This window comes from Rhodococcus sp. BH5 (genome assembly GCF_027583855.1).
Lineage (GTDB): Bacteria > Actinomycetota > Actinomycetes > Mycobacteriales > Mycobacteriaceae > Rhodococcus_F > Rhodococcus_F qingshengii.
This window is the reverse complement of record NZ_JAJHVW010000002.1, coordinates 320,188-333,018: the sequence shown is the minus strand read 5'-3', so window position 1 is coordinate 333,018 and position 12,831 is coordinate 320,188. Positions and strand designations below refer to the sequence as shown.

Sequence of the window (12,831 nt, the reverse complement as noted above, 5' to 3'; positions counted from 1 at the left end):
TGTGGGAGGACAACCTATCCCGGTGTTGACGGTGCTCGGCATCGTGGCAGCAGCTGTCGCGACGGTGGCTATCGGAATCTACGGCGTTCGGCTCGCTCGTACCACCTCGGACTTTCTCGTCGCGTCCAGAACCGTCAGTGCGCGGTGGAATGCGACGGCCATCTCCGGCGAGTACCTCTCTGCTGCTTCGTTTCTCGGTGTTGCGGGGCTGGTCGCCAAGTACGGCGCCGACGCACTCTGGTATCCCATCGGCTTCACCGCCGGATACCTCGCCCTGCTGCTGTTCGTCGCAGCGCCGCTTCGGCGTTCCGGTGCGTATACCGTCCCCGATTTCGCCGAGTTCCGTCTCGGCTCACCGCGATTGCGCAAGCTCGCGATGCTCGTGGTCGCGATGGTGTGCATCCTGTATTTGATTCCACAGTTCCAAGGCGCGGGACTGACGCTCAATATCTTGCTCGGGGTTCCCAGTTGGATCGGCGGCGTAGCGGTCGGGGTCATCGTCATCGCCAACGTCGTCGGCGGCGGGATGCGCTCGATCACCTTCGTTCAGGCCTTCCAGTACTGGCTGAAACTGACTGCCGTCGCGATTCCCGCTGTGGCACTGACCTTCTACTTCTTCGGCGATCACCACGACGTCGGCGCGTCGATGCCGCCGACGGTCACCACTGCGACGACCGTCGACATCACCACCGACGTCGTCGTCCAGGTGTCCGAGCCGGTGACGGTCAGCGGCGGCACAGTCGACGGGCGAGCGGTCGAAGGCACGATGACCCTGGGGCCGGGGGAGCACACTCTCGGTGAAGGCATGTCCATGGTCCTCGACGCGGGAGCCGCTGTCCCTGTCGTCGCCGGAGCGCCCGCGCAGAACTCTGACTGGATCACCCCGGGTTGGGGTTTCGGTGGGCCGCACCCGATGTACCAGGTGTACTCGCTGATGCTCGCGACCTTCCTCGGAACGCTCGGCCTTCCTCATGTTCTCGTCCGGTTCTACACCAACCCCGACGGCCGGGCAGCCCGTCTGACGTCGCTCGCCGTTGTCGGTCTGGTCAGCGTGTTCTACCTGTTTCCGACACTCCTCGGCGTCTTCGCTCGCCTGTACGTTCCGCAACTTCTGATCACCGGCACCTCCGACGCGGCGGTGCTGCTGCTGCCGGGCTCGGTGTTCTCGGGGTGGGGCGGACAACTGCTGGCAGCCCTCGTCGCGTCCGGTGCCATTGCCGCCTTCTTGTCGACGTCATCCGGATTGCTCGTCAGCATCGCGGGCGTCGTCAGTACCGACGTTCTCCGTGGGCGAGTTCGAGACTTCCGTATTGCAGCGCTACTGGCCGGGGTCGTTCCTCTCGTGCTGTCGCTGGCGGTGGTGTCGGTCGACCTCTCGAGAACCGTCGGTTTGGTGTTCGCAGTCGCTGCGTCGACGCTCTGCCCACTGCTCGTATTGGGTATCTGGTGGCGCGGTCTGACCGCCGTCGGCGCGGGGGCGGGGATGGTTGTCGGTGGATGTGTTGCGGGCACTGCCGCTACTGTCGCCGTCCTGGGTGGTTTGTCGGAGGACGTCCTCGGTGGCTGGCCGGCAGCCATTTTCGCGTTCCCGGCCGCGGTGAGCGTGCCGCTGGCGTTCCTCACGATGATCGTCGTGAGCAAGGTGTCGTCGAAGCAGATACCGGCAGATATTGCGCGAATCTTCACGCGGATGCACGCCCCGGAACGTCTCGGAATGGGCTCCGATCGCGAAGACGATCTCCGCCGACCCTGACTTTCACCGCCCGAACCCTCTGCCGTTGGTCGCGCCTGCCTGACCGTTCGGCGCAGCGCGCGACTGCTCACCGTGTGACTGGCGCCACAGCGTCTTCATGTGACTCCGATCTCACTAACGTCTGTGCGTAGTTCACTTCACACGCGAGGCGAGGAGCCGGCAGTGTCCACAGCAGAAATCAGTGAGGGGTCGCCGCAAGAGCGACGCACCCCGGATGCCCAGGCATTCATAGACATGCAAGCGAGTCCCGAATTCCAGGAACTCCGAACGCGTCTGCGCAAGTTCGTTTTCCCCATCACTGCATTCTTCCTGCTCTGGTATGCGGTGTACGTCGTCCTGGCTACCTATGCCCACGACTTCATGGCCACCAAGGTCCTCGGCAACATCAATCTCGGCATCATCCTCGGCCTCGGGCAATTCGTCACGACCTTCGCCATCACCGCGTGGTACGTGAAGTTCGCCGGTCGTGAGCTCGATCCCCGCTCCGCCGCCATCCGTGAAGAACTGGAAGGTCCCGCACAGTGATCACCACACTCGCCGCGTCCGGAACGGACGTAGGAAACCCAGCCTTCAACATCGCGATCTTCCTCGCTTTCGTCGTCGTGACCATGACGCTGGTGATCCGCGCCAGCCGGACCACCAAGAAGGCGTCCGACTTCTACACCGGTGGTGGGCAGTTCACCGGCCCGCAGAACGGGTTCGCCATCGCCGGTGACTACCTCTCGGCGGCATCGTTCCTCGGTATCGCAGGTGCGATCGCCGTGTACGGCTACGACGGCTTCCTGTACTCCATCGGCTTCCTTGTCGCCTGGTTGGTTGCACTGCTCCTGGTCGCCGAATTGCTCAGGAACACGGGCAGATTCACGATGGCCGACGTGCTGAGCTTCCGACTCAAGCAGCGTCCGGTGCGCATGGCGGCGGCCCTGTCCACTCTGGCCGTTTCCCTCTTCTATCTTCTTGCCCAGATGGCCGGCGCCGGTGGACTTGTCGCGCTGCTGCTCAACATCGACGGCAAGGTGGGACAGTCGATCGTCGTCGCGATCGTGGGTGTGCTGATGATCGTGTACGTCTTGGTCGGCGGCATGAAGGGCACCACCTACGTACAGATGGTCAAGGCAGTTCTGCTGGTTGCCGGAGCCGGAATCATGTTCGTACTCGTTCTGTGGGCAGTGCGCGGCAACTTCTCTCAGTTGCTCGCCAATGCGCAGGACATGGTCAACAGTTCCACCACCAAGGGTGTGCAGGGACGCGACATCCTCGGCCCCGGTGCCAAGTACGGTCTTTCCGGAATGACGAAGCTCGACTTCATCTCTCTCGGAATCGCTTTGGTGCTCGGCACCGCGGGCCTGCCGCACGTGCTGATGCGTTTCTACACGGTGCCCACTGCCAAGGAAGCTCGCCGCTCGGTGACCTGGGCGATCGCGCTCATCGGTGCCTTCTACCTGTTCACACTGGTTCTCGGCTACGGCGCGGCCAGCATGGTCGGACCGGACAAGATCTTGGCAGCGCCTGGTAAGGAGAACGCGGCCGCTCCGCTACTCGCCTTCGAGCTCGGTGGCACCATCTTCCTCGGCATCATCTCCGCGGTGGCGTTCGCGACTATCCTCGCCGTCGTTGCCGGTCTCGCGATCACTGCTTCTGCGTCGTTCGCTCACGACATCTACGCCAGTGTCATCAAGCGCGGCAACGCAACCGAGGAGCAGCAGGTTCGAGTTTCTCGAATCACCGTCGTGGTCATCGGACTCGTCTCCATCGTTCTCGGCATCATGGCGATGGGGCAGAACATCGCCTTCCTGGTGGCCCTCGCCTTCGCAGTGGCGGCCTCGGCGAACCTGCCCACCCTGCTGTACTCGCTGTTCTGGAAGAAGTTCAACACCACCGGTGCGCTCTTCAGCATCTACGGCGGTTTGGTCAGCTGCTTGACGCTGATCGTGTTCTCCCCGGCAGTGTCGGGCAAGCCGTCGTCGATGTTCCCGAACTCCGACTTCGCCTGGTTCCCGCTCTCGAACCCCGGCATCGTCTCGATTCCGCTGGCATTCGTCCTCGGCATCGTCGGTACGTACATCGGACGCAACAAGATCGAAGATCCGGCAAAGCAGGCGGAGATGGAAGTTCGCTCCCTCACCGGCGTCGGCGTCGAAAAGGCTGTCAGCCACTAAGAGGGGCAAAGCCCCGTGCGTCTTTCTGGTACCTCTGGTTACGGAAAAGGCGCACGGGGCTTATTGTTCTGCCATGGCAATGCTCACAGTGAAAATCGACGTTCCGCTTCCTCCTCAGGAAGTGTGGGACAAGGCGTCCGATCTCAGTGGATACGAAAACTGGCTCGTGGTTCACGACGGATGGCGCAGTGAACTTCCCGAACAACTGGGTGTCGGCACCGAGATCAGCTCGGTCGTGACTGTGAAGGGCCTGCGCAACCGCGTTCGGTGGACCATCAAGAAGTACGACGTCCCGAAGGCGATCTCGCTCAAGGGAGACGGCAAGGGCGGGGTCAAGCTCGGTCTCGAACTCGACGTCAAGGCAAAGGGCGACGGGTCGGAACTCGCGCTGACAGTCGAGTTGGGCGGCGCGCCGTTGTTCGGCCCGATCGGTTCGAGTGTGGCGCGGGCGCTCAAAGGCGATGTGGAGAAGTCGCTGGCCCAGTTTGTCCAGATCTACACCTAAGTTGTGGAGATTTCCACATCGAGCTACTTCACCGCTAACATGAGTTAGGATTCTTTTCGGCGGGATAAACCGGGCATCGGTTGGTTATTGATGCGGGTCCCGCCGGAAAGGATTCGATCAATGTCGTCTCGTCATGGGTACGGCGCACCACCTGCGTCCATGCCTCGATCCGTGCAGGTTCTGATCGGACTCTTGGCAGTAGTCGCAGTCGGTGGAACCGCAGCATTCGCCGTGACGTTCAAAAGCGTCAGCGACAAGGGAGAACTCGGTGCGAGTGCTGTCACAGCTGCGACGGCAACCAGCTGTGAGAACCCGGAAACCGTGACCGTGGCCGCCGATCCGTCGATCGCCTCGGGACTCGAAGCTGTCGCCGCTGCCATCCCCGCTACGGAACTCGGGTGCAGCTCGCTCAGCGTGACGCCGCAAGATCCCGTGCTCACCGTCGCGGCGATCGCCGACGGTTCGGCACCCGCACTGTGGATCCCTGATTCGAGCGAATGGTTGGACAAGGTTTCGGCTAGCGGGCAGGAGATTCGCCGGATCAGCAACTCGGTCGCGTCCACCCCTGTTGTCACTGTCTCGGCGCCGGGTAGCGAGGCACCCGCCGCTTGGACGGATGTCCTCGGCGCTCCAGCACTGCACATCGGCGATCCCCTCACCAGTGCCGTCTCCAGCGCACCGATCGTGGCAGCCTTTGCCGAGGCCCAGTCGCGGGGCGGTGACCTCACGTCCATTTCGGCAGCCCTGGTCCCGGTGGCGCAAGCGCAGTACAGAAATCTGAAGGAAACCGGTTCGACCGGACGCATTCAAACCGTGGACGCGGACGGCGGGACCGCGGTGACGACCGAGCAGACCTTCGAGGCTTATCTCGCCGCACATGCGGACAGTCGACTCACCGCGTCGGTACCGTCTTCCGGTTCGGTCTTCATGGACTACCCGATGGCAAGTGTGGGTGCAGACTCGTCGGCGGCGGTCGACGCCGGCAAACTGCTGGCGGCAGCGCTGACATCGGACACCGGGCGCTCCGTACTTGCCGGCCTCGGGTTCCGCGGCGCGGATCAGGCCCCGCCGGTCGCCGGTGGGGTGGGAAAAGTTGGCTCGCTGGTGCCGTCCGATCCGACTGTGGTCGCCAAAGCGCTTGCGCGGTACGAGATTCTGTCCAGGCCTTCCCGTGCACTGGCAGTTGTCGACGTCTCGGGGTCCATGGACTACATGCAGGACGGGGTCACTCGAATGGCCGCGACTGCACAGGCCGGTGACATTGCGATCCGAATGTTTCCCGCCAACGCACAATTGGGTCTCTGGGCATTCTCCGTAGACCTCGGCGAGGGCACGGACTACCTTGAACTCGAACCTGTCGCCCGTATGGATGCAACTGAAGGCGACACGGATCATCGGAGCAAACTGCTGTCTCGGATCGACAGCCTCTCTTCGATCGTCGGCGGCGGAACAGGTTTGTACGACAGCGTTCTCGCCGCGTATCGGTCCATGCAACAGACCTACGATCCGGCCTCGATCAATTCGGTGATTCTGCTGACCGACGGTGCGAACGATGATCCGTCGAGTATCTCGCTGCAGGAACTTCTCGACGCCCTGACTCGCGAGCAGGACCCGACGCGGCCGGTGCCGATCATCACCATCGGTGTCACCGATGACGCCGATACCGATGTGCTCGAGCAGATTTCGGCTCTCACCGGCGGCAACAGCCACTTCGCTCCGACACCGGCAGACATCCCGAAGGTCTTCGTCGGCGCGATCAGTGGGCGCGCCGGCTGAACTACTCGAGGACTGGCGCGTCGGCGCTGTCCGTGATCCATTCGGTTGCGAGTTTCTCGAGGGTGCCGTCGGCGTAGAGCGCATCCACGGCGGCAGAGACGCACGCCGTCAGCGGACTGTTCTTCTCGAGCACGAACCCGAAGAATTCGGTGACTGCGTTGGGCCGCGGAAACTGACCCACGATGACCGACCCGGGCAGTTCGTTCTCGGTGATGTGAAATCCGGTCGGGATGTCGACGACCAGTGCGTCGATCTCGCCTGCGGCCAGCGCAGCTTTCGCATCGTCCGTGGTCGCGAACTCGCGTGGCGCAGTGGTCGGAACAATCGTGTCCGTGATCGCCGCGAGGCTGGTGGAACCGGTCTGAGCGCCCAGTCGGTAGCCGGCAAGATCCGCAAGATTCTTTGCCTCAGCGGCTTTGCTCCCGCGCGGAGCGATCACCGACTGCGCCACTGCGTAATACGGCGAGCTGAAGTCGACGTTCTCGCGGCGATCCCCGGAAACCGTGAACTGATTGACGTCGAAGTCGAAATCCTTGGGGCCTGGTTTCAGTGCGTCGTTGAAGGCGACCGTGGTGAAGCGAACCTGATCGGCGTTGTACCCGAGTTTGTCGACGACGGCCCGGGCCACCGCCCCCTCGAAGCCCTTGCCGTTGGACGGAGTGTTGTCGACGAACCACGGCGCGTACGCCGGCGAATCGGTGGCGATGGTCAAGACACCGTCTTCGAGGGTGGTCCCGCTCTGGGGTCCGCACTTGTCCACGGCAGTGGTCGAGGGCAGTTTGGTGAATGCCTCGGGAACCGTGGTCGTGGTGTCCGCTGCCGCAGGTGCCTCCGGCTGCGACGAACACGAGCCCAACAAGATCGAGGAAGCGAAGATCGCGGTCACGGCAACAGCGCGTCGTGTCATAGGCACAAGGCCATCTTGCCTGTTTGTCCGGTACGGACGTGACGGGGGTCTCGTGTGAGCGGAGTTCACGCAGCTGAGCGTCGTAGTGCAAGGCGCTCCGACGGTGTCGTCCCACCCCATACTCCGTGTGGTTCAGCGGTGTCGAGTGCAAACGTCAGGCAGTCCCGAATGACCGGGCAGCGGAAGCACACCTGCTTGGCGGAATTTTCCCGTGCAGCCCGATTGCGTCCGCGCTCTTCACCCGGCGAATAGAACACCGCCGGGTCCACTGTTTTACAGGTGGCGAACATCCGCCAGTTGTTGTCCACCAACGGCTCCACGGAACTGCGAACTGTCATCGTGGTCTCCTCTCCCATCGAGAATCCAGTCTTGCCCGTGGCCTGGCGCAGCGGCAGGTTTCCGATCCATCAGATTTCTACTGCCAGACGCAGCGCTATCCAGCACAATGAGGAGATGGCAACGACGGATCGGGGTCAGATCACTCTCGACGGCACAACCGTGTCCGTGACCAATCTGGGCAAGATCCTCTACCCCGAGAGCGGCACCACGAAGGCCGAAGTCATCGACTACTACACCCGTATCGCCGCAGTCATGCTTCCGCATGTTGTCGGTAGACCGGGCACTCGTAAGCGTTGGCCCAATGGCGTGGACGGTCAGTCCTTCTTCGAGAAGAACCTGGCGTCGTCTGCCCCGCAGTGGCTCACGCGTGCGTCGCTGCAACATTCTGATCGTGTCGTCACTTACCCGGTCTTCGATTCCGTTGCATCCCTGGCGTGGCTGGGGCAGCAGGCCGCACTCGAATTGCACGTTCCCCAATGGCGATTCGACGGTTCCGAGCGTGGTCCGGCGACACGACTGGTATTCGATCTCGACCCGGGCGAAGGCGTCGGATTGACCGAGTGCGCCGAGGTGGCGAGGTCGATTCGAGATCTGGTCGCAACTCTGGGGTGGACTGCCTATCCGGTAACCAGTGGTAGCAAGGGAATTCACCTCTACGTTCCACTGGATCGAGCCTTGGACGGCAGCGGTGCGTCGACTGTCGCCAAGCAGATCGCCACCGGACTCGAGAAGCTTCACCCGGATCTCGTCACCGCGACGATGGCTCGAAATGTGCGGGCAGGCAAGATTTTCGTGGACTGGAGTCAGAACAACGCAGCCAAGACAACCATTGCGCCGTACTCGATGCGTGGTCGCGATCAACCCTATGTTGCCGCGCCGCGCAGTTGGGACGAACTCGACGATCCGAAACTACGGCATCTGTTGTTCGACGAGGTTCTGGAGCGCGTCGAATCCGATGGTGATCTGCTGGGCGATCTGGATCCGCCGGTCTCGGCGGCTGTAGCCGACACGTTGACGCACTATCGCAACAAGCGGTCGGCCGACCGGACGCCGGAGCCGATCCCTGCTGCGGTGACCAAGGAGACAGCGGGCAATACCTTTGTGATTCAGGAACATCACGCCAGACGATTGCATTACGACGTTCGGCTGGAGCGGGATGGTGTGCTCGTGTCCTGGGCTGTTCCGAAGGGCGTGCCGACCAGTGCCGGAGAGAATCGGTTGGCCGTGCACACCGAGGATCACCCGCTCGAGTACGCCACGTTCTCGGGCACGATTCCGAAGGGGGAGTACGGCGGCGGTTCGATGACGATTTGGGATTCCGGGACGTACGAGACCGAGAAGTGGCGTGAAGACGAGGTGATCGTGCGCTTGAGTGGGAAACGGGTGCAGGGACGCTTCGCGCTGATCCGGACGAAGGGTGATCAGTGGTTGATGCATCTGATGAAGGATCAGAACGCGAGTTTCGGAACGGAGTTTCCCAAGAATCTCGAGCCGATGCTTGCCACCGCTGGAACGCTCGAAGGTCTCGACTCGCAGGAGTGGGCTTTCGAAGGTAAGTGGGACGGGATTCGAGTGATTCTCGAATATCATTCGGGCACAATGTCGCTTCGCAGTCGCGCGGGTAACGACAAGACCGGGGACTATCCCGCCCTTGCCGGGTTGGCCGCGGTGCTGGACGGTCATGACGTGGTTCTCGACGGTGAAGTGGTGGCGTACAACGACGCGGGGGTCACCGATTTCGGTCTTCTCCAGCGAGGTGGGGAGCCGGTGTTCCTGGCCTTCGATCTTCTGTACCTCGACGGAGTGTCTTTGCTGCGGAAGTCCTATTCGGACCGGCGCACCGTGTTGAATGCGTTGGCGGGCAAGGTCGGTGAGCTCGAGGTACCTCCACAGATCGAGGGCACGGCGGAGAACGCGTTGGAGGTGAGCACCGATGCCGGGTGGGAAGGGATTGTCGCCAAACGTCGTGCATCGGTCTACCTTCCGGGGCGGCGGGGGTCGAGTTGGATCAAGGTGAAGAACTGGCGCACCCAAGAGGTGGTGATCGGTGGGTGGCGCACCGGGCAGGGCAATCGAGCGCAAGGGATCGGGGCGCTGCTCATGGGAATTCCGGGTGAGGATGGATTGACCTACGTGGGACGCGTCGGTACCGGCTTCAGTGATCGTGATTTGGAGTCACTGCTTGCGTTGCTGGAACCGTTGCGTCAGAAGGAAAGTCCGTTCGAGGCGGAACTTCCAGCAGATGACCGCAAGGGTGCGGTGTGGGTGAGGCCTGAACTCGTCGGTGAGGCGCGGTTCATGGATTGGACGGGGACCGGACGCCTTCGCCATCCGAGTTGGCGGGGTCTGCGGGAGGACAAGAAGCCGGGCGACGTGGTGCGGGAAACAAGGCAATAACGGCCAACGCGCCGAGGAACGCTGCTGCGGCACAGATCTGGATTCCCATGCACATCGCCGAAGTGTAAGCCTGATTCGCTGCTTCCGCCACAATGCTCACCGGGGGAGCGTCGGCGTGGATCTGCGCCAGATCGACTGTGGAAGTGCCGACTCCGGGTTCGAAGCGGGACCGGAAAACCGTTGCTACGACTGTCCCGACGACGGCGACGCCCAGAACTCCACCCAATTCCCTTACGACACTGTTGATCGAACTTGCCATCGCAGCCTGCTGGGGCGCAACCGACGACATCGACGCAGTTGTTGCCGGAGCCATGACCAGCCCCATCCCGGCGCCAACCAGTGCCATGATCGCAGCCAGGACCCCGAACGGTGCGTACCTACCCGCGGCGATCGACAAGACCAACAGTCCCACGGACATGACCGCGAGGCCGCCCGCGATCGAGCTGCGCACCCCGAGTCGGCCAACCACACGATCGCTGCTGGAGGCGACAGCCGCCATCACCAGTGCAAACGGAACTGCACCGACGCCGGCAACCAATGGACCGTAACCGCGAACGAATTGGAGGTATTGCGTGTACGTGAAGAGAACACCGAACAAGGCGAAGAACGTTGCGGCCAAGATGGCATTGGAGATGCTGAACACTCGGCTGGTGAAGATGCGCACGTCGGTCATCGGCGCCGGGGCCCGCAGCTCCCACCAGACGAACCCGGCGAGAAGTGCTGTTGCGCTGACGATCTCCAGCACCGTGATGGGCGACGACCATCCGCGAAGGCTTGCTTGGGTGAGGGCATCCACGATCAAAGCCAGTCCGCCGGCGGACAACAGGAGCCCGGGGATGTCGAAGGAACCCTTGACCATTCCTCCTGCTGAGGGCACAAGAGAAACCGTCGCGGCTATCACAACGGCGACCAGTGGGACGTTTATCCAGAAGACGCTTCCCCAACTGAAATGTTCGAGTAGTACGCCACCGGCTACGGGGCCGATCGCGATTCCCAGTCCGGCGGTTGCAGACCAGATTCCTATCGCCCGGCCTCTCTCGTGCGGGGCGAACATCGAGACGACAAGTGACAGCGTCGCCGGCATGACCAGTGCGGCGGCTGCCCCCATCACTGTTCTCCAGCCGATCAGCTGCAACGACGTGTGAGAGAGGGCAGCGAAGGCTGACCCGAGAGCGAACAAGGTGAGGCCGGTCAGAAGTATCCGACGGTGACCGAATCTCGCGCCGAGTCCACCTGCCGTGATGAGCAAGGCGGCGAACGCCAATGTGTATGCGTTGGTGATCCATTGCAGGTCGACGGTGGTCGCCCGCAGTTCGCGGGCAAGGGTCGGGATAGCGGTGTTGAGGATGGTGTTGTCGATCGTGACTACGACGAGGGATGTGCAGAGGGCGCCCAGTGCTGCCCATCGTCGCCGGTCAGTGGGTTCGAGGGAATTCATCATGTCCTTACGAATGTAACCTTACGAATGTTTAGTGATGAGAACGTACCCCCTCGCCTTACATGTGTAAAGTTTGTCGGGTGAGTGATGTTTCCGAAGATGCCGATGTAACTGGGACGAGTGGTTCTCGGAGTACTCGCGCCCGAAATCCGAGAGGAAGCGGCGCACGGCTCCGCGGAGAGATCGTCGCCGCAGCGGCGACGCTCATCGCCCGCACCGGATCGGATCAGGCGGTGACGCTCCGATCAGTCGCTCGCGAAGTCGGGATATCCGCACCATCTATCTACGGACACTTTTCCGATCGCGATGCCATTGTCGAAGCGGTGGTCTCCGAATCGCTGGAGCAGTTGCATCTCGCCGTGGCCGACGCCGTTTCCGCACACCCCGACCCGGTCGAGGGTCTGTATGCCGGGTGCTCGGCATACGTCGAGTTCGGCATTTCCGAGCCCGCTCGGTATCGGGTCTTGTTCGGGTGGTCCAGGCCGAAAGGTCAGTCACCACAATCGGATACGCGAGGACTGGCCGCCTTCAACACGCTGGTGACCAACCTCGCCGCGTGCGTCGCCGCTGGGAGGTCGGCCAGCACAGACACTTTTGTCGATGCGGTATCGATCTGGACTTCGCTGCACGGACAGGTGATGTTGCGGGCCGATCTCCCGGAATTCCCGTGGCCGTCGACCGACACCGTCGGTGAGATGGTGAGGAGCCTTGCGCGGCTTGTGAACTGACACCTCAACCGTTTGCTGATCGGCAACCAGGCGAGGTCTGATCCAGCATCGTGAGATAGGCATCGAGCTGAGCCGCGCCGGCGAGAAGGTTGCGACTGCGTGTGGCCAGCCGGTCTTGCCAGGATTCGAGGAACGCTGCCAATGAGTCCGCTCCGCCGGCCTCGCGCAGCGAATCGAGAAACTGGGCGACTTGCGACAGTCGGTAGCCGCCGCGCCGCAGCTGCCTCGCGATCTCGGCGTCGCGCACACACTCCGGACCGAATTCGCGATAACCCGTTGCTCGTTCGCGCTCGGGGTGCAGGATGCCGTGCTCTTCCCACGTGCGCAGTGTCGCCGGGTGAACGCCGAGACGGCGCGCCAGCTCACCCACCGTCAGCGCTGGACCGTGCACCAGTGCCGGTGCCATGGTGGACAGAGTCCCCAGCGCTGTGGCTACCTCGGTGCGAGTTTTTCGCTCGGCGAGCAGCGTCACGTGCGCACTGTCGATCAGGCGGTAGGCGGACTCGGTGTCGCCCAGGTTGGTCGCCCGCATGATTTCCGTGGCCCGCTGGTGCCCGTGACCGCCGCGCAATGCGAGGAAAGTGCGCAGGGCTTGCGCGTGCACTGGGGTGTATCGCCGGTAGCCGTAAGTGCTGCGCTCGCTCGGAGGGAGGATGCCGGCATCGTCGTAGTTGCGGATCGCCTGTGCGGACAACCCGTGTTCACGGGCAAGGTCTATGGGCCGCACTGATCACCTCCGATTGAGGCTTTTCGCGGTATACCCCAGGTAATTGCCAGTGAAAGTTTCACTCGAATCTTCAACGATACTGTCGAAGGCAGTCCACCTTCG

Annotated in this window: 11 protein-coding genes; 7 read left to right on the top strand and 4 right to left on the bottom strand. The window is 62.6% G+C overall.

Annotation, left to right across the window (positions count from 1 at the left end; translation table 11 throughout):
* Nucleotide 1 precedes the first annotated feature (1 nt).
* The 5 genes from RhoBH5_RS07855 to RhoBH5_RS07835 all read left to right on the top strand — a co-directional run bounded on the left by RhoBH5_RS07855 (nt 2) and on the right by RhoBH5_RS07835 (nt 6,193).
* Entirely contained in the window at nt 2–1,753 is a 1,752-nt protein-coding gene (locus tag RhoBH5_RS07855) for a sodium/solute symporter (RefSeq protein WP_037128497.1), read from the top strand.
* Between the two features lie 162 nt (nt 1,754–1,915).
* Nucleotides 1,916–2,278 carry a DUF485 domain-containing protein gene (locus tag RhoBH5_RS07850; RefSeq protein WP_003939976.1) on the top strand — a complete coding sequence of 121 codons (363 nt, stop codon included), beginning with the start codon at nt 1,916–1,918 and terminating at the stop codon, nt 2,276–2,278.
* Nucleotides 2,275–3,912, top strand: coding sequence for a solute symporter family protein (locus RhoBH5_RS07845; protein WP_003939876.1), 1,638 nt, complete (start codon nt 2,275–2,277; stop codon nt 3,910–3,912). The genes RhoBH5_RS07850 and RhoBH5_RS07845 overlap by 4 nt, the downstream gene beginning before the upstream one ends.
* A gap of 73 nt (nt 3,913–3,985) precedes the next feature.
* Nucleotides 3,986–4,417, top strand: coding sequence for a type II toxin-antitoxin system Rv0910 family toxin (locus tag RhoBH5_RS07840; protein ID WP_270008130.1), 432 nt, complete (start codon nt 3,986–3,988; stop codon nt 4,415–4,417).
* 120 nt (nt 4,418–4,537) lie between these two features.
* A complete protein-coding gene (locus tag RhoBH5_RS07835) occupies nt 4,538–6,193 on the top strand; it encodes a substrate-binding domain-containing protein (protein ID WP_270008129.1) in 1,656 nt (551 codons plus the stop codon).
* Between the two features lies 1 nt (nt 6,194).
* Here RhoBH5_RS07835 and RhoBH5_RS07830 read toward each other — a convergent pair whose 3' ends face one another.
* Together RhoBH5_RS07830 and RhoBH5_RS07825 are read right to left on the bottom strand one after the other, a co-directional pair.
* Nucleotides 6,195–7,100, bottom strand: a complete 906-nt coding sequence (locus tag RhoBH5_RS07830) for an ABC transporter substrate-binding protein (RefSeq protein WP_270008128.1) — start codon at nt 7,098–7,100, stop codon at nt 6,195–6,197.
* Between the two features lie 65 nt (nt 7,101–7,165).
* On the bottom strand, nt 7,166–7,438 hold the full coding sequence (locus RhoBH5_RS07825) for a WhiB family transcriptional regulator (protein WP_037128762.1): 273 nt from the start codon (nt 7,436–7,438) through the stop codon (nt 7,166–7,168).
* 115 nt (nt 7,439–7,553) lie between these two features.
* On the opposite strand from RhoBH5_RS07825, the gene RhoBH5_RS07820 reads away from it, so the two are divergent.
* Nucleotides 7,554–9,836, top strand: coding sequence for an ATP-dependent DNA ligase (locus tag RhoBH5_RS07820; RefSeq protein WP_208690351.1), 2,283 nt, complete (start codon nt 7,554–7,556; stop codon nt 9,834–9,836).
* On the opposite strand, the gene RhoBH5_RS07815 is transcribed toward RhoBH5_RS07820, so the two are convergent.
* Nucleotides 9,736–11,277 carry an MFS transporter gene (locus tag RhoBH5_RS07815; protein ID WP_019744830.1) on the bottom strand — a complete coding sequence of 514 codons (1,542 nt, stop codon included), beginning with the start codon at nt 11,275–11,277 and terminating at the stop codon, nt 9,736–9,738. The genes RhoBH5_RS07820 and RhoBH5_RS07815 overlap by 101 nt on opposite strands.
* Before the next feature lie 77 nt (nt 11,278–11,354).
* Between RhoBH5_RS07815 and RhoBH5_RS07810 the strand changes: the two genes are divergently transcribed.
* Nucleotides 11,355–12,002 carry a TetR/AcrR family transcriptional regulator gene (locus tag RhoBH5_RS07810; protein WP_208690352.1) on the top strand — a complete coding sequence of 216 codons (648 nt, stop codon included), beginning with the start codon at nt 11,355–11,357 and terminating at the stop codon, nt 12,000–12,002.
* Nucleotides 12,003–12,006: 4 nt separating this feature from the next.
* Here the strand turns inward: RhoBH5_RS07810 and RhoBH5_RS07805 are convergent, their stop codons facing one another.
* On the bottom strand, nt 12,007–12,729 hold the full coding sequence (locus RhoBH5_RS07805; protein ID WP_208690353.1) for a TioE family transcriptional regulator: 723 nt from the start codon (nt 12,727–12,729) through the stop codon (nt 12,007–12,009).
* Nucleotides 12,730–12,831: the final 102 nt, after the last annotated feature.

What these genes read in the sequence shown, in the direction of transcription:
- RhoBH5_RS07835 (WP_270008129.1), top strand. Translation starts at nt 4,538, where the DNA reads ATGTCGTCTCGTCATGGGTACGGCGCACCACCTGCGTCCATGCCTCGA.
- RhoBH5_RS07840 (WP_270008130.1), top strand. Translation starts at nt 3,986, where the DNA reads ATGGCAATGCTCACAGTGAAAATCGACGTTCCGCTTCCTCCTCAGGAA.
- RhoBH5_RS07825 (WP_037128762.1), bottom strand. Translation starts at nt 7,438, where the DNA reads ATGACAGTTCGCAGTTCCGTGGAGCCGTTGGTGGACAACAACTGGCGG.
- RhoBH5_RS07815 (WP_019744830.1), bottom strand. Translation starts at nt 11,277, where the DNA reads ATGATGAATTCCCTCGAACCCACTGACCGGCGACGATGGGCAGCACTG.
- RhoBH5_RS07830 (WP_270008128.1), bottom strand. Translation starts at nt 7,100, where the DNA reads ATGACACGACGCGCTGTTGCCGTGACCGCGATCTTCGCTTCCTCGATC.
- RhoBH5_RS07820 (WP_208690351.1), top strand. Translation starts at nt 7,554, where the DNA reads ATGGCAACGACGGATCGGGGTCAGATCACTCTCGACGGCACAACCGTG.